General features: G+C 74.2%; 17 protein-coding genes. 11 read left to right on the forward strand and 6 right to left on the reverse strand.

Annotation, left to right across the window (positions count from 1 at the left end; translation table 11 throughout):
- Positions 1-89: 89 nt before the first annotated feature.
- The 7 genes from ACIRQY_RS16575 (at position 90) to ACIRQY_RS16605 (ending at position 8,144) form a co-directional block, all read left to right on the forward strand.
- Positions 90-593: an RNA polymerase sigma factor gene (locus ACIRQY_RS16575; RefSeq protein ID WP_351784020.1), complete on the forward strand. Its 504-nt coding sequence runs from the start codon at positions 90-92 to the stop codon at positions 591-593.
- The gene (locus tag ACIRQY_RS16580) at positions 590-1,402 is read left to right on the forward strand and encodes a zf-HC2 domain-containing protein (RefSeq protein ID WP_403926050.1); all 813 of its coding nucleotides are present in this window, start codon (positions 590-592) and stop codon (positions 1,400-1,402) included. Before ACIRQY_RS16575 ends, ACIRQY_RS16580 begins: the two co-directional genes overlap by 4 nt.
- 254 nt (positions 1,403-1,656) lie before the next feature.
- On the forward strand, positions 1,657-2,466 hold the full coding sequence (locus ACIRQY_RS16585; protein WP_351783938.1) for an ABC transporter ATP-binding protein: 810 nt from the start codon (positions 1,657-1,659) through the stop codon (positions 2,464-2,466).
- Entirely contained in the window at positions 2,463-3,854 is a 1,392-nt protein-coding gene (locus ACIRQY_RS16590; protein ID WP_403926053.1) for a hypothetical protein, read from the forward strand. The genes ACIRQY_RS16585 and ACIRQY_RS16590 overlap by 4 nt, the downstream gene beginning before the upstream one ends.
- Complete coding sequence (locus ACIRQY_RS16595; RefSeq protein ID WP_403926056.1) at positions 3,851-4,426, forward strand: hypothetical protein; 576 nt, start codon at positions 3,851-3,853, stop codon at positions 4,424-4,426. Before ACIRQY_RS16590 ends, ACIRQY_RS16595 begins: the two co-directional genes overlap by 4 nt.
- A 70-nt stretch (positions 4,427-4,496) precedes the next feature.
- A complete protein-coding gene (locus tag ACIRQY_RS16600) occupies positions 4,497-4,964 on the forward strand; it encodes a hypothetical protein (RefSeq protein ID WP_351783932.1) in 468 nt (155 codons plus the stop codon).
- 414 nt (positions 4,965-5,378) lie between these two features.
- Complete coding sequence (locus ACIRQY_RS16605) at positions 5,379-8,144, forward strand: hypothetical protein (RefSeq protein WP_403926059.1); 2,766 nt, start codon at positions 5,379-5,381, stop codon at positions 8,142-8,144.
- A gap of 163 nt (positions 8,145-8,307) precedes the next feature.
- Here ACIRQY_RS16605 and ACIRQY_RS16610 read toward each other — a convergent pair whose 3' ends face one another.
- A complete protein-coding gene (locus tag ACIRQY_RS16610; protein ID WP_403926062.1) occupies positions 8,308-9,828 on the reverse strand; it encodes an MFS transporter in 1,521 nt (506 codons plus the stop codon).
- A 158-nt stretch (positions 9,829-9,986) separates the two neighbouring features.
- Positions 9,987-10,586 carry a TetR/AcrR family transcriptional regulator gene (locus ACIRQY_RS16615; RefSeq protein ID WP_351783926.1) on the reverse strand — a complete coding sequence of 200 codons (600 nt, stop codon included), beginning with the start codon at positions 10,584-10,586 and terminating at the stop codon, positions 9,987-9,989.
- 119 nt (positions 10,587-10,705) lie between these two features.
- On the opposite strand from ACIRQY_RS16615, the gene ACIRQY_RS16620 reads away from it, so the two are divergent.
- The gene (locus tag ACIRQY_RS16620; RefSeq protein ID WP_403926066.1) at positions 10,706-11,719 is read left to right on the forward strand and encodes a zinc-binding dehydrogenase; all 1,014 of its coding nucleotides are present in this window, start codon (positions 10,706-10,708) and stop codon (positions 11,717-11,719) included.
- Positions 11,720-11,902: 183 nt separating this feature from the next.
- Here ACIRQY_RS16620 and ACIRQY_RS16625 read toward each other — a convergent pair whose 3' ends face one another.
- From ACIRQY_RS16625 to ACIRQY_RS16635, 3 genes are all read right to left on the reverse strand, one after another.
- On the reverse strand, positions 11,903-12,568 hold the full coding sequence (locus tag ACIRQY_RS16625; RefSeq protein ID WP_403926069.1) for a response regulator: 666 nt from the start codon (positions 12,566-12,568) through the stop codon (positions 11,903-11,905).
- On the reverse strand, positions 12,565-13,731 hold the full coding sequence (locus ACIRQY_RS16630; protein WP_403926477.1) for a sensor histidine kinase: 1,167 nt from the start codon (positions 13,729-13,731) through the stop codon (positions 12,565-12,567). The genes ACIRQY_RS16625 and ACIRQY_RS16630 overlap by 4 nt, the downstream gene beginning before the upstream one ends.
- A 479-nt stretch (positions 13,732-14,210) precedes the next feature.
- A complete protein-coding gene (locus ACIRQY_RS16635; protein ID WP_403926072.1) occupies positions 14,211-14,906 on the reverse strand; it encodes a TetR/AcrR family transcriptional regulator in 696 nt (231 codons plus the stop codon).
- 328 nt (positions 14,907-15,234) lie between these two features.
- On the opposite strand from ACIRQY_RS16635, the gene ACIRQY_RS16640 reads away from it, so the two are divergent.
- Positions 15,235-15,687 carry a nitroreductase family deazaflavin-dependent oxidoreductase gene (locus tag ACIRQY_RS16640; RefSeq protein WP_403926480.1) on the forward strand — a complete coding sequence of 151 codons (453 nt, stop codon included), beginning with the start codon at positions 15,235-15,237 and terminating at the stop codon, positions 15,685-15,687.
- A gap of 97 nt (positions 15,688-15,784) precedes the next feature.
- Here ACIRQY_RS16640 and ACIRQY_RS16645 read toward each other — a convergent pair whose 3' ends face one another.
- Positions 15,785-17,134: a geranylgeranyl reductase family protein gene (locus tag ACIRQY_RS16645; protein WP_403926483.1), complete on the reverse strand. Its 1,350-nt coding sequence runs from the start codon at positions 17,132-17,134 to the stop codon at positions 15,785-15,787.
- A gap of 461 nt (positions 17,135-17,595) precedes the next feature.
- Here ACIRQY_RS16645 and ACIRQY_RS16650 point away from each other — a divergent pair, with 461 nt between their 5' ends.
- Both ACIRQY_RS16650 and ACIRQY_RS16655 read left to right on the forward strand, forming a co-directional pair.
- The gene (locus tag ACIRQY_RS16650; RefSeq protein WP_351783916.1) at positions 17,596-18,960 is read left to right on the forward strand and encodes a dipeptidase; all 1,365 of its coding nucleotides are present in this window, start codon (positions 17,596-17,598) and stop codon (positions 18,958-18,960) included.
- A gap of 87 nt (positions 18,961-19,047) precedes the next feature.
- A complete protein-coding gene (locus ACIRQY_RS16655) occupies positions 19,048-19,728 on the forward strand; it encodes an MBL fold metallo-hydrolase (protein ID WP_403926075.1) in 681 nt (226 codons plus the stop codon).
- Positions 19,729-19,901 lie beyond the last annotated feature (173 nt).

Here is a 19,901-nt window from a genome sequence, read left to right on the forward strand (position 1 = left end):
CTGAGGTCCCCGCCGGGCGTCTAGCAGGTGTGAAGCGAGTGAGGGCGGCAGCGCCGCAGGAACTGGACGAGGAGCAGCTCCTCCGACGGGTGGCCCGGGGCGACCGGGCCGCCTTCGAGGAGCTGTACCGGCGCACGTCGCCGTGGCTGGCGGTGCGGCTGCGCCGCCGCTGCGCCGACCAGCAGATCGTCGCCGAGGTCATGCAGGAGACGTATCTGGCGGTGTGGCGGGCGGCGGGCTCCTTCGCCGGGAGCGGCACCGGGGGAACGGCCGTCGGCTGGCTGTGGACGATCGCGGCCCGCCGCCTCGTCGACGCGTTCCGGCGCAGGGCCCACCACGCGGAGCCGCCGCCGGCCGCCGCGCCGCATCCGGTGGCGCCCGCCGCCGAGGAGGAGGCGCTGCTGTCCACCGTCGGCGGTGACGTGGGCGACGCGCTGCGGCGCCTCGCCCCGGAGCTCCGGGAGGTACTGCAGGCCATGGTGCTGGACGGGCTGTCCGTCAGGGAGACCGCCGTACTGCTGGCACTGCCCGAGGGAACGGTCAAAACCCGCGCCCGCCGGGCCCGGATCGTGATGCGGGAGGCACTGGGATGAACGTGGAACACGCGTCGGCACGGCTCATCGACGGATACGCGCACGGCGGGGCGGACCTCGCCCCGGACGAGGTGTGGGCCCTGGAGTCCCATCTGGAGGGATGCGGGGTCTGCCGCGACCGGCTGTCGGCCGCCGTGACGGCCGGGGTGCCCGCCGTGGCGGCGCTGACCGCCGCCGTCTGGTCCGGCCTCGAACCGCTCCTGGCGACGACCGTCCCCGCTCCGCCGCGCCGGCTCCGCGCGCGCCTCTCGGCCTGGGCGACGCCCGTCATGACGCCCTGGCTGGCCATGGTCCTGGCCGTGACGGCACTGGCCCTGGTCATGGACCTGGCGGGACCCGGCTCCGGCCGGGTCCCCCTGCTCCTGCTGCTCGCCCCCGTCCTGCCCGTGGGCGGCGTCGCGGCCTCCTGGTCGCGTGGCCTGGACCCGGCGTACGAGCTGACGTCCGTCACGCCGAGGGCGGGGCTGCAACTGGTGCTGCGGCGCACGGCCTCCGTACTCGCCGTGGTCATTCCCGCGCTGCTGGCCGGAGGCTGGACGACCGGCGTGTCGGCTGTGCAGTGGCTGCTGCCCTGCCTGGCCTTCACCGCGCTGACCCTGGCCCTCGGCGGGCTCATCGGGATGGCCCGCGCCGCCGTCGCCCTGGTGGCCGTGTGGGTCGCCGTGATGGTGCCGGTGCTCGCCACCGACAGCGCGGGCTTCGTCCTGCGGACGGACACCCTGCCGGTGTGGGGGCTGGTCCTCGCGCTCGGCGTCGGCGTGGTGATCGCCCGCAGGGGCGCGTACACCCTGCCGGGGGCCCACCGCTGAACTCCCGGAGAAACCCGGAGAACCCAGAACCTCCGAGATCCCACGAACCGCTGAGACCACACCAATCCCTGAGATCACACGAATCTTCGGAATCCCCGGAGCTCCCAGAAATCCCTCCGATCCCCATGACCCCGAACAACCCCGAGACCACCCGGGACCCCGGGAGATCCTCCCGAGTCACCCGAGACCCCCGGGACCCCCGGGACCCCCGGGACCCCCGGGACCCCCGGGACCCCCGCAAGAAGAGGATGCGCATGATGCCCGCAGTGAGCAGGGCCGACATCGCCCCCACGGCCTACGCCTGGGAGATCCGGGCAACCGGGCTGAAGGTGAAGGTCGGCAGGAACCGGATGGCCGTCGACGGGCTCGACCTGTCCCTGGGGACCGGCGTCCACGGTCTCCTCGGCCCCAACGGGGCGGGCAAGACCACCCTCATCCGGGCGCTGGCCACCGTGCTGCGCCCCGCCGGAGGCACGCTGGAACTGCTCGGCGAGTCCGCGGGCGGCCTCGGCGAGTACCGGGCGCTGCGCCGCCGGATCGGCTATCTCCCGCAGGAGTTCGGCTACTACAAGCGGTTCACCGTGCGTGAGTTCGTCGAGTACATGGCCTGGCTGAAGGAGGTGCCGGGGCCGGACATCCCGGCGGCGGTGCAGCGCGCCGTGGAGCGGGTCGGCCTGGCCGACCGCGCCGACCAGCGGATGAAGTCCCTGTCGGGCGGGATGGTACGGCGGGCGGGCATCGCCCAGGCCATCGTCAACGACCCGTCGGTCCTGCTGCTGGACGAGCCGACGGTCGGTCTGGACCCGGCGCAGCGGCTGCGCTTCCGCGAACTGCTCCAGGAACTGGGCCGGGACGCCTGTGTGGTCGTCTCCACCCATCTGGTGGAGGACGTGGCCGCCGCCTGCACCGATGTGGTGCTCTTCGCCGAGGGGCGCCTTGTCTTCCAGGGCACCCCGGGCGAGCTGGCCGCCGCGGGCGGTCCGGAACACGTGGGCGACAGCCCTCTGGAGCGCGGCTACTCGGCCCTGCTGGCCGACCCCACGCAGACGAAGGGCGCCTGGTGAACCTCCGTATCCCGCTCATCGAGCTGAAGCGTTCCGTCGCCCCGTGGGCCGGGGCCGTCGTCCTGGTGGCCGCGCTCGCGTTCCTGCACCTGATCCCCGGAGCGTGGGCGCAGGACAGCACGCTCTGGACGGCCCAGTGGACCTCCATGGCCCTGTGGACCCGGTACCTGCTGGTCTTCCTGTGGCCGATCGCGGTCGGGCTCGGGGCGCTCCAGGGGCTGCGCGACCACCGCTCGGCCATGGCCGAACTGCTCACCAGCACCCCCCGGCCCACCCGGCATCGCGCGGTCCTCCTGGCGGGCACGACGGCGTTCGCGCTGGTCTCGGCGTTCGTGCTGCTCGTCCTCGTGGGCGCGGTGCGGATCCTGTCCGGAGGCGCCTCCTTCACCCATCTGGGCTGGCTGCCCATCTCCCTGGTGGCGGCGCTCGCGCTGGCCGCCGGTGCCGCGCTGGGCATGGGGGTCGCACGGACCCTGCCCTCCGTCCTCACACCGCCCGTGCTGGCCTTGAGCGCCTTCCTCTTCGTCAACTTCCTCCGTCAGGTGCAGAGTTCGGACCACGTGCTGCCGACGTCCGCCGCGCCGAACGCTCTCTCGCTGCTGTCGCCCCCGGTGGCGGACGTGCGCGACACCCTGCTGACGCTCTCCTTCCCCGTCCACCTCGGGCAGACCCTTTGGCTGCTCGGCATGGCCGCGACGGGCCTGGCACTGCTGACCGTCACCCGTCCGCGCGCCCGGCTGCTCGCCCTCACCCCCCTGCTGGCGGGCGGGGCCCTCGCCCTGCTCGTGCTGCCTGCCGACCCCCGCGACACCTATGTCGTCGACCGGGCCGCGGCGGCGCAGGTCTGCGACGGGCCGGTGTGCGTGACGGCCGCCCGGCAGGCGCGCCTCGACACTCTGGCGGGCCCCGGCAAGGAGGCGCTGCGGCTGCTGCGCGGCTCCCTGGGCGACCGGGCGCCCGTCGCCCTCCGCGAGACCACCGTGCCCCGGGCGATCAGCGGCACACCGGAGCGTCCGCGCGACTCCGTACTCCTCGACTTCAGCGACCGGATGATCGGCCAGACCGAGAGTGGCCGGCTGACCCGGGCCCTGGTCGGTCAGGGCCTGGTCCCGCTGTGCCACCCCCGCAGCACCATCGAGAGCGGCACCCATGAGGAGGCCGCCGCCCAGGCCGTCGCGACCGCCTGGGTGTTCGGGGAGGAGCCGCGCCCGATCGAGGGGACCATGCTCTCGACGACGGATCAGGAAAACCTGATCCGTCCGGTGTGGAAGCGGTTCGCCGCGCTGCCGCGGGACGAGCAGCGGGAGCGGATCGGTGCCGCGCACGCCGCCGCGGTCTCCTGCTCGGGCGACCCGCTCGCGCTGCTGAACGGCGGTGGAACCTGGTGAGAGCGCTGACGCTGTACGCGCGCTCGCGGCAGGCGCCCGCCTCGCTCGCCGCGGTGCTGATCGGCGCGGTGGCGGTGGCGGCGCTCGCCCAGCTCGGCGGCGGAGCGCTGGACGACCCACGGCTCGCCACGCTCGTCCTCGTCATGGGGATGACGGCGGTCTCGGTCGGACTCGGCGGGCAGGACCTGGCGTTGGACCGGACGGCCGCGATCGGCTGGATGCCCCGGAGGGCGGCGCACCTGCTGCTCTGCGGCGCGTTCGTCGGCGGGGTGCTGCTGGCGGCGCAGTCGCTGAGCGGGCAGCCGGTCTCCTTCTCCTTCGTGGCGCGCAACAGCGCGGGGCTGCTGGGGCTCGTCGCCGTCGGGGCGGCCTGGGGCGGGGTCGCGTACGCGTGGCTCCCGCCGTTCGCCTGGCTGTCGGTCTCCCTCGTCGCCCCGTCCTCGACGGACACGGCGTCGCAGGTCCTGGGCTGGATGCTGCGGGAGCCGGGCGCGCAGGCCGCCACCTGGACGGCCGTCGTCCTGGCCGTCGTCGGCACCACGGTGTACGTGGTCGGGGGCCCGAGGCGTTAGGGCGTGGCTCCGGTACGGGTCCGGGGGCGCACCTGAAGGGCGGCTGCCCCGGGCGTGGGACGCTGTCCTGATGGATACGTTCACGGCCCGGCTGGACGACGCGTGGGAGTGGTGGGCGGCCGCCGTCGAGGAAGCGCAGGAGGGGCGCTGGGTCCGTGATGCCGTGGAACGGCGGGTGATGGCGGACATCATGGCCGCGACCAACGCCCTGCACGGCGGCCGTCCGGCTCCGTTCACCGAGGACGCGTGGCACGTACGCATCGGGCGGATCGCCAACTGGGCCGGGGTGCTCCGGCTCGCCGCGCGGGCGGGAGGCTGGGAACTCCGGCCCGTCGTCGGACGCCGCCCCGAGGATCCCGCGGGCATGGCCGAGCTGCTGTCCGCCGTCTACGCGATCGGCGAGCAGGGCGAGAGATGGATGACCCTGCTCCTCCGGGAGGGCCGGGTGCCTCCGGAGAAGGAGATCGCCCGAGCGGAGGCCTTCCTGACCGGGCCGGGGTCCGTGGAGGATCTCGCGCTCTTCTTCTACGACGACTGAGAGACGTCCGGCCGCAAGCGCGTCTCCTCGTGGCCGCTGTCCGACGCGCCGACGGTCCCGCCGGGGCGGCCGGATCCCGCCCGTCCCGCGCGGCTCCCCGCACAGCGCCTCGCCGCACTGCCGGAGCAGCCGCACACCTCCACGTACCCCGGCTGTCCTCCGTCTCGCGGCCTGCCCCACCGCACGCCCGGCAACCCGTCGGCGCGGTCCGGAAGAGACGCCCCGAGGCGTGCCCGGAGTCCCCGAGGTCACCGTCCGCTTCATCCTCTCGCCGGTCAGGCAGTCGCCGTCCCGTTCGAACAGCTTCCGGCGGAGGCGCAACCCCCGACGGGTTCGGACGTCTACCGGTTACGAAAGGGCGCCCCTGGGATTCCCGGGGCGCCGCAGCATGACCGAGGACGAGGAGACACCATCGTGGGACAGGTCTCACGCGCGCTGGCCGCAGGCCTGGCGGTCGTGGCGCTGGCGGCGGGTGCGCCGGCGTACGCGCAGCCACCCGGAGCGTCCATACCCGGGGCGCCCCCGGGAGCCACCAGGGAGCGGTTGCCGGAGGGATGGCGTCTCGGGGACGGGGAGTTGGTGTGGAGCGCGCCCGGGCCCGTGGGCGCGGGCGGCGCCCTGATCGAGTTCCGCTCGGGGAAGCGGACCCTGGGCGTCCCGCAGGCCTCCCCCGACCAGCGCACCTTCCGGCTCCCCCTCGACGGGGTGGAGATCGGGCCGGTGGGCGAACTCCAGGTGGTCGCCGGTACGCGGCGGCTGGACGCGGCGGGGACCCATCGTGCTCCCGGCGAGCGGCGCCTGTCGGCCGCGACGGAGCCCCCGGCCCCGTACCCGGCGAACCCGGTCGATCCCGGTGCCGCCGGAAAGTACCGCACCACCAGCGGTGAGTACGCCCTGGAGCCGGTGCGCCTGCCGGGCTACGCCGAACCGGTGGAGATGCGCGCCACGGTCGTCGGCCCCACGGACGCGCCGGGCAGGCGACCGCTCGTGCTCTTCCTGCACGGGCGCAGCGCCACCTGCTACCAGCCCGGCAACGACGTCCCCACCCTGCACTGGCCGTGCAAGCCGGGGTACAAGGAGATACCGAGCCACCGGGGCCATCTGCACGACCAGCGGCTCCTGGCGTCCCAGGGCTATGTGACGGTCTCCCTCTCCGCGAACGGCATCAGCTCGCAGGACAACCGCGCGGCCGACTTCGGTGCGCAGGCCCGCTCCTCCCTGATACGGCAGCACCTCGCCCGCTGGGCGGAATGGGGCGCGGACCCGGCGAAGGCGCCCGGTTCCGTGCGGGCGACGAAGCCCGTCGACCTGTCGAAGGTCCTCCTGGTCGGCCACTCCCGGGGCGGCGAGGGAGTCAACCGGGCCGCCCTGGACAGCGTGTCCCCGCCGCCGCCCGCCGAGGACGGCCAGCGGGGACCGGTGAGCTGGCGGATTCGCGGAACCGTCATGATCGGCCCCACCAACTTCGGCCAGAACCCCACGCCCGACGTGCCGTCCATGACGATCCTGCCGGGCTGCGACGGAGACGTGAACGACCTCCAGGGCCAGATCTACCTCGACGGCACCCGGGGCGTCGGCCGGGGGACGGCGCTGCACAGCGCGGTCTACATGGTCGGCGCCAACCACAACTTCTTCAACAGCCAGTGGACGCCCGGCGAGGCCGAGGGACCGGCCTTCGACGACGCCGCCGACGAGACGGACCCCGTCTGCTCGCCCCGGTCCGCGACGCGGCTGACCGCCGGACAGCAGCGGGCGGCGGGCAGCACCTACATCGCCGCCGCCGCGCGGCTCTTCCTCGCGGGCGACGACCGGGTCCGTCCGCTGCTCGACGGCTCCGGTCTGCGCGCGCCCTCGGCGGACCCCGCCCGGGTGCTGACCCATGCCGTCGGCGGCAACCGGACCCCGGCGATCGGTGCCGACGCCCCGCTGACGGTCACGAACGGACGCGTGTGCGACCAGACCGCGACGAGCGGCGACCGGGCCTGTCTGCCGGTGGACTCGGGCCCCGGCAGGTCACCGCACTTCGCGTCGTGGCGGGGCGCCGAGAGCGAGCCGGGCCGCAACGCCGTCACGGCCCGCTGGACCGGTCCTGGCACCCCGGTCCGGCTGACGCCGGAGCGTGCCTTCTCGCTGGCGGGCTCCGACGCGCTCGCCCTGCGGGTGATCGTGCCGCCGAACACCCGGGGCACCCTGCTCGACGTCGCCGTCACCGACACCTCCGGCAGGCGGGTGACGCTCGGTCGGGTCGCCGTCGACGGCCTTCCCGGCTCCGGCATGACGGCCTCGCACTGGGCGCGTGAGGTCCGGGTCCCGCTGAAGGCGGCCGCCGCCGCGGGCGTCGACCTGGAGCGGACCCGCTCGCTGGAACTCGTCCCGCGCGGCGGCCCCGGCGAGCTGTGGCTGATGGACGCCTGGGGCTGGCGCCCCGGCACCCCGGCGGTGCGCCCCGTCCCGCTCCCGCGCATCGACATCGGGCGGCTGGCGGTCCAGGAGGGCGACTCCGGCACCCGTACCTACCAGGTGCCCGTCCACGTCACGGGCAAGGGCAGCGGCACGGTCAAGCTCGCCGTCCTCGACCCGCAGACGTATGTGTCCACGGTCCGCACGGTGACGGTGGAGGCGGGCCGCTCCACCGTGGACGTGTCCTTCGCGGTGGAGGGTGACTCCCGCTACGACATCGACCGCGACCACCAGGTCGCCGTCAAGGCCGTGCGGGGCGTGGCCGTCGGCAGCGCCTTCGGCGGGGTGCTCGCCGAGAACGACGATCCCATGCCCACGATCACCGTGACCCCGGTCGCCGACGCGGTCACCGAGGGCCAGAAGCTCGTCTGGAGGACGGAGCTCTCCCAGCCCGCCGAGGTCGCCATCGAGACGCGGTGGGACCTGCTGCCGGTGGACACGGGGGCGGAGCTGTCCACGAAGGACGTCGACGCGGAGTGGCTCTCCGGCGTCGGCGACGTCCCCGACCCGGAACGGCCGCTGTCCGCGAACGGCTCCTCCCTGTGGGTCCAGGTCCCCAAGGGGGAGACGAGCACCGAGGTGTCCGTGCCGACCGTCACCGACGCGCTGACGGAGCCGGAGGAGTCCCTGCGGATGCGGGTGAAGGTCTACCAGGAGGAGGGCGAGTGGCCGGACGGCCCGCTCCTCACGGGCCGGGTCACCGACGCGCCCCGGCGCTGACGCCCGCGTCCCCCACGGAAGGTGCCCGAGCGCACCGCCCGGCCGATGGCACCGGCCCCCGCCCCGGGGACCGGTGCCATCGGCACGCCCCGCCCGGAACTTCGTCCCCGAAGGTCCGTCCCGGGGCTCCGGCCCCCGGCGCGGGGGCCGCGTCCCGCGCCGGTCACGCGGGCTCCGACGAGAGGGGTGCCGCGATGTCCTCCAGGGAACGGCGTTCCGCGTCCACCGCGAGGAAGACCGCCACCAGGCCTCCGGCGCACATCAGGGCGGCCCCGATACGGAAGGCGAGCACGGTGTCGCCGACGTCGCCCGAGCCGGTGAGGTCGGCGAAGACCAGCGGCCCGCTGATGCCTCCGGCCGCCGTGCCGAGGGCGTAGAAGAAGGCGATGGCCATCGCCCTGGTCTCCATCGGGAAGATCTCCGACACCGTCAGATAGGCGCTGGAGGCGCCGGTCGAGGCGAAGAAGAGCACCACGCACCAGCAGACGGTGAGGGTGGTGGCGGTGAGGGAGCCCCGGCCGAAGAGCCAGGCCGTCACGAAGAGCAGCAGGCCGGAGAGGAGGTACGTCGAGGAGATCATGATCCGGCGGCCGACGGTGTCGAAGAGCTTGCCGAGCAGCAGCGGTCCGACGAAGTTCCCGGCGGCGATGACGGCGAAGTAGTAGCCGGTGCGGCCGGTGGGGACCCCGTAGAAGGTGGAGAGGATGACGCCGAAGCCGAAGGTGATCGCGTTGTACAGGAAGGCCTGGCCGATGAAGAGCGCCAGTCCGAGCACCGCGCGGCGCGGGTAACGGGCGAACACGGTCCTGGCGATGACGCCGAAGCCGATGCTCCGGCGCTGGTGGACGGTGATCCGTCCGGCGGGTTCCGGGAGGCTCCGGCCCTTCTCCTTCTCGATCTCCTCCTCGACGGAACCGACGAGTCTCTCCGCCTCCTCGCCGCACCCGTGGATGAGCTGCCAGCGCGGACTCTCCGGTACGTGCCGCCGGACGAGGAGGATGACCAGGCCCAGGACGACACCGAGGGCGAAGCTGAGCCGCCAGCCGACGTCGAGGGGAAAGACGTCGGTGTCCAGCATGACGATCGACAGCAGGGCCCCGCCGATGGCGCCGAGCCAGTAACTGCCGTTGATGACGAGATCGACCCGGCCCCGGTGGTACGAGGGGATCAGTTCGTCGATGGCGGAGTTGATGGCCGCGTACTCGCCGCCGATGCCGAAACCGGTGAGGAAGCGGAAGAGGAAGAACCACCAGGACTCGGTCGACAGCGCGGTCATGGCGGTCGCCGCGAGATAGACGGCCAGGGTGATCATGAACAGCTTCTTGCGGCCGTACCGGTCGGTGAGCCACCCGAAGAACAGCGCGCCCGAACAGGCTCCGGCCACGTAGAGCGCGGCGGCGGTGCCGGTGACCTGCGCGGCGGTGATGTCGAGACCGCTGCCCTCCTCCGCGAGCCGCCCGGCCACGTTGCCGACGATGGTGACTTCGAGGCCGTCGAGGATCCAGACGGTGCCGAGGCCGATCACGATCATCCAGTGCCAGCGGGACCACGGCAGCCGGTCGAGACGGGCGGGTACGGCGGTGGTGAACGTGCCCCGGCCGTCACCGGTCCCGGAGCCGCTCCGGTCGGGTTCGGGGGCGGGACCCGGGCGCCGGTCCGGGTCCGGTGACGCCGGTGTCGTCATGCGCGCTCTCCCCGTGGAGGTGGTCCGGAGGGCACCACCTTGCGCCCGGGGCCGCCGCCCCACGACCGGAGGGACTCCGGCGGGGTACGGGTCCACCCGTACAGGCCCCTCCGCCGCTCCCCCGCCGGGGCGGCGCCGGGCAGGGGCCCGGCGGCGATTCAGGAGCCGGCCGTCGGGGCCGGGCCCGCCCCGTCGAGCACGAGGGTCACGAGGTGCGCGGCGAGGTCCTCGTCAAGCGGGGCTCCGCTGATGAGCGCGCGGGTGAACAGGGCGCCGCTGACGGCCTCGATGACGAGTCCGGGATCGGTGCCCGGTGCGAGTTCGCCGCGCTCGACGCCCCGGCGGACCATGACGGCCCCCCGTTCGAGGCGCTCGGTCCAGTACGAGAGGCGGTGGTCGGGGAAGGTGTCGTCGCGTTCGGCGCTCAGCCGGAGCAGGGCCTCGCCCTGCGCCGTCGCGAGCAGCCGTGCCAGCGAGCCGAAGTACGCGACGAGGTCGTCCCGGACGCGCCCGGTGTCCGGCACGGGCGTCGCCGTGTCGAGCTGTTCGGCCAGCGCCTCCAGGATCAGGTTCTCCCTGGTCCCCCACCGCCGGTAGACGGAGGTCTCGTGGACCCCGGCGGCGCGGGCGACGGCGCCGACGGTGGTCCCGGCGAGACCGTGCTCGGTGAGGACGTCGACGGTGGCGGCGAGGACGGCGGAGCGCATGCGGGCCCCGCGGCGGCGCAGGGGCTGGGGGGTCTGGTCGGGCGAGGACATGGCTCATCTTAACGCAATGACACTTGCGTTACGGCGTCGATCAACGTACTTTCATTGCAAGGCGACTTGCGTTAGGGGCTCGCAGCCCCCGGTCGCCGCCGCGATCAGGAGGTCATGTCATGAAGCAGATGCTCGCCGCCCGACTGCACGTCCCCACCCGCACGCTGCGGATCGAGGAGGTGCCGAAGCCCGCGCCCGGCCCCGGCGAGGTCCTGGTGAAGGTGGAGGCCGCCGGTGTCTGCCTGTCAGACGTCCACCTCATCGACGGCACCCTCACCCCGCTGTTCCTGCGCGACGACACGGTGACCCTCGGGCACGAGGTGTCCGGCACCATCGCGGAGACCGGCCCCGGGGTCACCCGCTGGACTCCCGGCCAGCGGGTCGTGCTCTACTCGGGCGAGGTCCGCGACGGCATCGCGTACACCCGGGGCGTCGACTACGACGGCGGCTGGGCCGAGTACGCCCTCTCCGCCGAGGACGCCCTCATCGAACTCCCCGCGTCGATCCCGTTCGACCAGGGCGCGATCATCCCGGACGCCGTCTCCACCCCCTGGGGAGCGATCACCGACACGGGCGCCGTGAAGCCCGCCGAGGCCGTCGGCGTCTGGGGCGTCGGTGGACTCGGGGTCCACGCCGTCCAGCTGCTGCGGGCCGTCGGCGCGTACCCCGTCGTCGCCGTCGACCCCAACCCCACCGCCCGGGAGCGCGCCCTCGCGCAGGGCGCCGACCTGGCGCTGGACTCCGCCGACCCGGAGCTCGCCGAGCGGATCGGCCGGGCGACCGGCGGGGCCGGACTCGCCGCCGCCTTCGACTTCGCCGGAGTGCCGGCCGTCCGCGAGCAGGCCCTCACGGTGCTCGCCCCCAAGGGCCGGCTGGTCCTGGTGGGCCTCACCGACAAGCCGCTGGCCATCGCCGACGGCACCCGCTTCAGCTACCTCCAGCAGCGCGTCCTCGGCCACTACGGCTCCGACATGCCGGTCGCGCTCCCGCAGCTGCTGGCCCTGGTCCAGGGCGGGCGGCTGGACTTCTCCGGGTCCATCAGCGGCGAACTGCCGCTCGCGGAGGCCGCCGAGGCGGTCCGGCGCCTGGAGAACAAGACCGGCGATCCGATCCGTCTGATCCTGCGCCCCTGACCGGGCCCGCGGGGAAGCACGGGCGCCGAGGGCCGGCCGACGGACCTCGGCGCCCGCCCGCCGTCCGGCCGGGCATCGCGCACCGGGGGACGGCCCCGGACGGCACGAACCGCTCCACCGCCCACGGCCGACCGCCTCCCCTCCCCCTCGGCTCCCCGGCCACAGGCGCAGACGGGCCGGGGCTCAGCCCAGCCAGCCCGGCCTCACCAGGCCCGACTCATAGGCGAGGACGACGAGTTGGGCGCGGTCCCGGGCACCGAGTTTCACCATCGTGCGGCTGACGTGGGTCTTCGCGGTGAGCGGGCTGACCACCAGCCTGCGGGCGATCTCCCCGTTCGACAGGCCGATGCCCACCAGGGCCATCACCTCCCGCTCCCGCTCGGTGAGGGCGCTCAGCGCCGCCGTCGCGGCCGGGGCCTTGGAGCGGGCGGCGAACTCCTCGATCAGCCGACGGGTGACCCCCGGCGAGAGGAGGGCGTCCCCGTGGACGACGGCACGGACCGCCCGGATCAGCTCCTCGGGCTCGGTGTCCTTCACCAGGAAGCCGGACGCCCCGGCGCGGATCGCCTCGAAGACGTACTCGTCGAGTTCGAACGTGGTCAGCATGACGACCCGGACCCCCGCCAGGTCCGGGTCGTCCGTGATCCGGCGGGTCGCCTCCAGCCCGTCGAGCCGTGGCATCCGGATGTCCATGAGGACGACGTCGGGCCGCAGGTCCCTCACGCGCTCCACCGCCTCGGCGCCGTCGGCCGCCTCGGCCGTCACCTCGATGTCCGGCTGCGCGTCGAGCAGCGCGCGGAATCCCGCCCGCACCAGCGACTGGTCGTCGGCCAGCAGCACACGGATCACGGGGCCTCCTCGGAGCCGGCCGGGCCTACCGGACCCATCGGGTGGGTGGGGCGGACGGGGAGGACGGCGTGGACGCGGAAGCCGCCGTCCGGACGGGCGCCCGCCTCGATGGTGCCGCCGAGGGCGGCGGCCCGCTCCCGCATCCCGGCGAGCCCGTTGCCGCTGCCGCCCTCCTCGGTCCCGGTGGCGGGACCGTCGTCGTCGACCGTCAGGGCCAGGACGCCGGAGCCGTGGGCGATCCGGACCCGGGCGGTACGGGAACCGGAGTGGCGCACCACGTTGGTGAGCGCCTCCTGCACGATCCGGAACGCCGCGAGGTCGGCGCCGGGTGGCAGGGGCCCAGGGGGCCCGCCGGTCTCGACGGCGACGGTCAGACCCGCGGCGGCGGCCTGCTCGACGAGTTCGGGGAGCCGGTCGAGCCCGGGGGCCGGGGTACGCGGGGCGGCCCCGGGCGCCCGGAGGGTGTCGAGGACCTGGCGTACCTCGCCGAGCGCCTCCCGGCTGGCCGCCTTGATGGTGGTCAGCGCCGAACGGGCCTGTTCGGGGTCGGAGTCCAGGAGTGCCAGACCGACGCCCGCCTGCACGTTGATCACGGAGATCGAGTGGGCGAGCACGTCGTGGAGTTCCCGGGCGATCCGCAGGCGCTCCTCGTCGGCGCGACGCCGCTCGGCGGCGGCCCGCCCGGCCCGCAGCTGCGCCCGTTGCTCGCGCCGCACCCGTACGGCCTCCGACGCGGCGAGCACGGCCACCGCGAAGGCCGCCGCCGGAAGCTCCTGCCCCCAGGGCGCGGGGCCGTCGCCGACCGGGGGCAGCCAGCGGTAGAGCCAGTGCGCGAGGAGCAGATGGCCCGCCCAGAGCAGGCCGAGGGCCCAGGCTGCGGCGGTCCGGTGACCGTGCACGACCGCCGCGAAGCAGGCCACGGCGACCAGGGCGAAGACCGGGCCGTACGGGTATCCGGCCACCAGGTAGCCGAGAGTGACCGCCACCACGCCGAACACCACGGGCACGGGCCACCGGTGACGGAACAGCAGTGGCGCGGCACCGAGCAGCAGCAGGGCGCGTCCGGCGGCGTCGAGGGCCTCCCGGTCCGTCTGCCCGCGCGCCGCGAACCCGCTCCCCGCGACGACGACCACGGCGATCACCACCGTGGACCGCCAGGGCAGCCACCCGGCGGCACGGGCCTTGTCCCAGTGATCCCAGCGATCCCAGCGGTCAGGGTGGCCCCCGTGAACCCGCTGGTCCCAGTGGCCCTGGTCGCTCCGATCGCTCTGGTTGCTCTGGTTGCTCTGGTCGCCTTGGTCGCTCTGGTGGCTCCGGTGGCTCCGGCCCCTCTGGTCGCCTTGGTGGACGCGTCCGTCCCCCTGGTCATGGTGGCTCCGGGGGTCGCGTCGGCCCCGGTCGCCACGACGGTACCGGCGGGCCTGGTGTCGTCCGTGGGCTCGGCGGCCCCACGGGCTCGGGGGTCCGTCCGTCGGCTCCTGGTCCATGCCCGCCACGCTAGCCGCGCCCGCGCCCCGGGGGCGTCAGCCCGGCGGGGTGGTCCCCCCTACTCCCGGCGGAGTAGGGGGGACCTGTCGGGACGGAAGGGCGGTACGGCGGGGAGGGGCGGGCGGGGTGGGGTGGGCGCGGGTGCCAGGGGTGTTCAGCCGCGTGGCAGCAGGCCCACGTCCTGGCCCAGTCGGCGGGCGGCGGTGGCGAAGAAGGTGTCGCGGTCCTCGACGATCCGGTGGAACTGGCCGAAGACCTCGAAGGAGATCAGGCCGAAGAGCTGCGACCAGGCGGCGACGAGAGCCACGGCGAGCGCCGGGGGAAGGTCCGGGGCGATGTCCGCGGCGAGGCGGGCGGCCTCGGGCCGGAGCGCCTCGGGGAGCGGCGGGAGCGCGACGCCCTCGCCCTCCTGGGCGCGGCGGACGATGCCGACGAGGGCGAGGCCGACACGGGCGGCGGGCACGACGGTGTCCTGGGGGGCCGAGTAGCCGGGGACCGGGGAGCCGTAGATCAGGGCGTACTCGTGCGGGTGGGCGAGGGCCCAGCTCCGGACGGCGCGGCAGACGGCGGTCCAGCGGTCCAGGGGGCGCTGGGCGGTGGTCTCGGCGAGGGCCAGTTCGGCGGCGGCGCCGACGGCGTCGTAGGCGTCGACGATGAGGGCCGTGAGGAGGTCGTCGCGGCTCGGGAAGTACCGGTAGAGCGCGGAGGACACCATGCCGAGCTCGCGGGCGACGGCCCGCAGGGACAGTTTCGCGGCGCCTTCGGCGGCGAACTGGGCGCGCGCCTCGTCCTTGATGGCGGCGGTGATCTCGATTCGGGCGCGGGCGCGGGCTCCTCGGACGGTCGTCATGGAGAGCAGTGTACTCACTTTCAGATCACCGATACGAAACGAGAGCACTGCTCTTGAATGTGAGCGGCAAGAGGTGCACACTGATCTCAAGCGAGAGCAGTGCTCACGATTCATGTCTCGTGATGCAGCCGGTCACCCGGCCCCGCCCCATCCGCAGTCACCCCGCCCCGACACCCAGGAGGACGACATGCCCGCCCACTCCCCCCAGCCCACGGGCTCCGGCTCCGATCCCAGCTCCAGCTCCAGCTCCAGCTCCAGGGCAGGTTCCGGCTCGGCCTCCGCCTCCCCCGCCACCACTGCCGCTGCCGCCGCCGCCGCCGCCCACGTCATGAAGCCCGGCTGGTTCACCGTCCATGTCCTCAACCGCGCGGTCGCCTGGGCCACCCGCCGGGGCGTCAGCGTCTGGGGCTCCCGTGTACTGGCGGTCCGTGGCCGCAAGAGCGGGGAGTGGCGCCGCACCCCCGTCAATCTGCTCACGGTGGACGGCGCCCGCTACCTCGTGGCCCCCCGGGGACACGTCCAGTGGACCCACAACATGCGGGCGGCGGGCGGCGGACGGCTGATCCTCGGCAAGCACGTGCAGGACTTCACCGCCGTCGAGGTCACCGACGACGACAAGCCCGTCCTGCTGCGCGCCTATCTCAAGCGCTGGAAGGCCGAGGTCGGCGTCTTCTTCGACGGGGTCGGCCCCGACTCCTCCGACGCGGAACTGCGCGCCGTCGCCCCCAGGCACCCCGTCTTCCGCATCACGCCGACGGGCCCCACCACTCCGGCGGCATGAGCCGTCCGGCGCGGTGGAGCCCGTACGCCCCACTCGTCCCGCTGACGTTCCGTCGTCGTCCCGTCGTCGTTCCGGGACCCCGGCGCCGCCGGTGGGCTCAGACCGCCCCCGGTGCCTCCGGCGCGTCCTGGCCCTTCACGGCCCCGTCGTCCGGGCCCCCGGCCCGTGCGCCCTCGGTCCCGGCCTCGTCCCCCCGTACGGCTTCGTCCTCCGCGCCCCCGGCCTCCTGCGCCGCGCGTTCCCGCTGGCTGACGCCCCGGCCCGCGGGGCCCACGCCCGACGACGTGTCCATCCGCTTGTCGAGCAGCTCGATCGCCCGCCGGGCCATGCCGTTCGAACGGACCATGCCGCCGAGCGTCGCCGAACCCCGGGTGATGTCCGCGAAGGCGTTCCACGCGGGCCGCAGACCCGTGATCGCCGCGTGCAGCAGTCCCGGCCGCCGCTCGAAGACGGCCAGCATCCGGCGGCCGACCGCCATCTCGACACCGAGGCCCGCCTTGATGGCGAAGGCGTAGTTCAGTGCCTGGCGGCGCGCGTCCACCGCGTCGTTCGCCTCGGCGACCCGGACCGCCCACTCACCGGCGAGCCGGCCCGAGCGGAGCGCGTACGAGATGCCCTCGCGCGTCCACGGCTCCAGCAGACCGGCCGCGTCGCCGCAGACCAGGACCCGGCCGCGGGAGAGCGGTGAGTCGTCGGTGCGGCAGCGCGTCAGATGGCCGGAGGAGAGGGCGGGCTCGAAGCCGGACAGGCCGAGCCGGGCGACGAAGTCCTCCATGTACCGCTTGGTCGCGGCGCCCTCGCCGCGCGCCGAGATGACGCCGACGGTGAGCGTGTCCCCCTTGGGGAAGACCCAGCCGTAGCTGCCGGGCATCGGACCCCAGTCGATGAGGACCCGGCCCTTCCAGTCCTCGGCCACCGACGGGGGCACCGGGATCTCCGCCTCCAGACCCAGGTCGACCTGCCCGAGCTTCACCCCCACATGAGCGCCTATCCGGCTGGCGCTGCCGTCGGCCCCGACGACCGCGCGCGCGAGGACGGTCTCGCCGTCGGCGAGGACCACGGCGACCGTGCGCCGGTCCGGCACCGCCGGGCCGTGCTGCTCCACCCGGCTGACGGTCGCGCCGGTGCGCAGCTCGGCACCGGCCTTCTGTGCGTGTTCCACCAACTGGGCGTCGAACTCGGGCCGGTTGATGAGCCCGAAGAGCATCCGGCGCGAGCGGCGGGTGCGGGTGAAACGTCCGTCGAGGGAGAAGGTGACGGCGTGCACCCGGTCCTGGAGGGGCAGTTCGAAGCCGGGCGGCAGGGAGTCGCGGGAGGGGCCGATGATGCCGCCGCCGCAGGTCTTGTAGCGGGGCAGCTCCGACTTCTCCAGGAGCAGGACGCGACGGCCCGCGACCGCCGCGGCGTAGGCGGCGGAGGCTCCGGCCGGTCCCGCGCCGACGACCACGACGTCCCAGACGTCGGCGGGCTCGTCGCCCGCCGGGTCCGACGGGACGTCACCCGGGGCCGTCGCGGGGACCGGGAGGTCGGCCGGGTCCCCGGCGAGCGGCGCGTCCGTGCCCCCGTCCGTGTTGCCGTCCGTGTTGCCGTCCGTGTTGCCGTCCGGGACCGTGCCCGGGTCCGTGTCCCCCGACACCCGCGCACCGAAGCCGTCAGGAGCCGCGCCGCCGGGCGCGGTCTGCTCCGGGCCGGTGTGCTCTGCGGTGTGCTCCGGACCGGCGTTCTCTGTGTGCTCGCTGCTCACGATGTGCTTCTGCTCCTGATCCGACCGGTGGTCTGCTCCTGACGCATCCTACGGCGCGGTAGCCAAGGGCCCGCGCCGTAGGATCGGCGGTGCGTTCGCCGTACCACGACATACGTCGATCGCCGTCCTCTTGTCTTAACGTCGCACCCACCAGGAGCGTGCCCATGACCTCGAATCCGATCGCCGAGACCGTCCGGTCCCTGATGCCCCGGGCCAAGGCCGAGCTCACGGAGCTGGTGGCCTTCGAGTCGGTGGCGGACGAGGCGGTGGCGCCCCGCAGCGAGTGCGAGGGCGCGGCGAACTGGGTCGCGGACGCCCTGCGCGCCGAGGGGTTCCAGGACGTGGCGCTGCTCGACACCCCGGACGGTTCGCAGTCCGTCTACGGGGTTCTGCCCGGCCCGGTGGACGCGCCGACGGTGCTGCTCTACGCGCACTACGACGTGCAGCCGAAGCTGGACGAGTCGGCGTGGCTCAGCCCGCCGTTCGAACTGACCGAGCGGAACGGGCGCTGGTACGGGCGCGGCTCGGCCGACTGCAAGGGCGGTGTGGTCATGCACCTGCTCGCACTGCGCGCCCTGAAGGCGAACGGCGGCGTCCCGGTGACGGTGAAGGTGATCGTCGAGGGCTCCGAGGAGCAGGGCACCGGCGGTCTTGAGCGGTACGCCGAGCAGCACCCCGAACTCCTCGTCTCCGACGCCATCGTGATCGGTGACGCGGGCAACTTCCGGGTGGGCCTGCCGACGGTGACGGCGACCCTGCGCGGGATGACGATGATCCGGGTCGGGGTGGAGACGCTGGAGGGCAACCTGCACTCCGGGCAGTTCGGCGGCGCCGCGCCGGACGCGCTGGCCGCGCTGATCCGGATCCTGGACTCGCTGCGCGGGCCCGACGGCTCCACCGTGATCGACGGGCTGCCCGCCGACAGCGTCTGGGAGGGCCTGCAGTACCCGGAGGAGGACTTCCGCCGGGACGCGAAGGTCCTCCCGGGCGTCGGTCTGCCGGGCTCCGGCACGGTGGCCGACCGGGTCTGGGCCCGTCCGGCCGTCACCGTGGTCGGCATCGACTGCCACCCGGTGGCGGGCGCGACCCCGTCGATCCCGTCCTCCGCCCGCGCCCAGATCAGCCTGCGGGTGCCGCCGGGCCAGGACTCCGTCGAGGCGACGAAGCTGCTCTTCGCGCACATCGAGAAGCACACGCCGTGGGGTGCCCGGGTGACCCTGGAGCAGGTCGGCCAGGGCCAGCCGTTCCAGGCGGACACGTCGAGCCCGGCGTACGCGTCGATGGCGGAGGCGATGAGGATCGCGTACCCCGGTGAGGAGATGCAGGCGGCGGGCATGGGCGGGTCGATCCCGCTGTGCAACACGCTGGCCTCGCTGTACCCGGACACCGAGATCCTGCTGATCGGCCTGAGCGAGCCGGAGGCGCAGATCCACGCGCCGAACGAGTCGGTCTCGCCGGAGGAGCTGGAGCGTCTCTCCGTGGCCGAGGCGCACTTCCTGGTCAACTACGCCCGTTCGAAGCAGGTCTGACGGGCCACGGCCGGTTCAGCGTTCGGCGAAGCTCGCCGAGAGCGTAGAAGCATGGGGCGGACCCGCGCGGCCGCCTAGGTTCGCCCCATGGAACCGACTCGGGTCACTTCGCGGCTGCACCTCCTCGACCACTCCATCGGACAGTCCTACCTGTGGCGGGACGGGGACGAGCTGACGCTCGTCGACGCGGGCTGGGCCGGTACGGCGGACCGCACGGCGGAGGCGATACGGAGGGCGGGCGGCGACCCGGACCGGCTGCGGCGCATCGTGCTCACCCACTGCCACCGGGACCACGTGGGCGCGGCGGAGGAACTGGCGGACCGGTACGGTGCCGAGATCCTCGCGCACCGGCTCGACGCGCCGGTGATCCGGGGCGAGGCCCCCGTACCGGAACCGGATCTGCTGGACTGGGAGGTCCCGTTGTTCCAGCACGGTCTGACCGTGCCGGAGGCGCCGCCGACCCGGGTCGACCGGGAGGTCGAGGACGGGGAGGAGCTGGGCTTCGGCGACGGGGCGGTGGTGGTCCACACGCCGGGGCACACACCCGGTTCGATCGCCGTCCATCTGCCGCGCCACGGTGTGCTGTTCACCGGGGACACGGTGGCGTCGGTGCGGGGGGTGATGTTCGGGGTGTTCCATGTGGACCGGGCGTCGGCCATGGAGTCGTTGCGGACCCTCGCCGGGCTGGAACCCTCGGTCCTGTGCTGCGGTCACGGCGCTCCGGTGACGGAGGACACGGCCGCCCTGCTGAAGGCGGCCGTCGGGTAACCCCCGGCGGGACGGTGGCCGGGTGCGCCCCTGGTGGGGCGCGGTCCCGGGTGGGGCCCGGACCCCGGTGGGGCCCGGACCCCGGCCGAACCGCCGAACCGCCGGACGGCCGCGCGGATGTGGTGCGGGGCGGACGGCCGCGTGGCCGGGGTGGGAACGGCGACCCCTCCGGC

The sequence above is a fragment of the Streptomyces sp. NPDC101490 genome (assembly GCF_044767145.1).
In the GTDB taxonomy this organism is placed as follows: Bacteria; Actinomycetota; Actinomycetes; order Streptomycetales; family Streptomycetaceae; genus Streptomyces.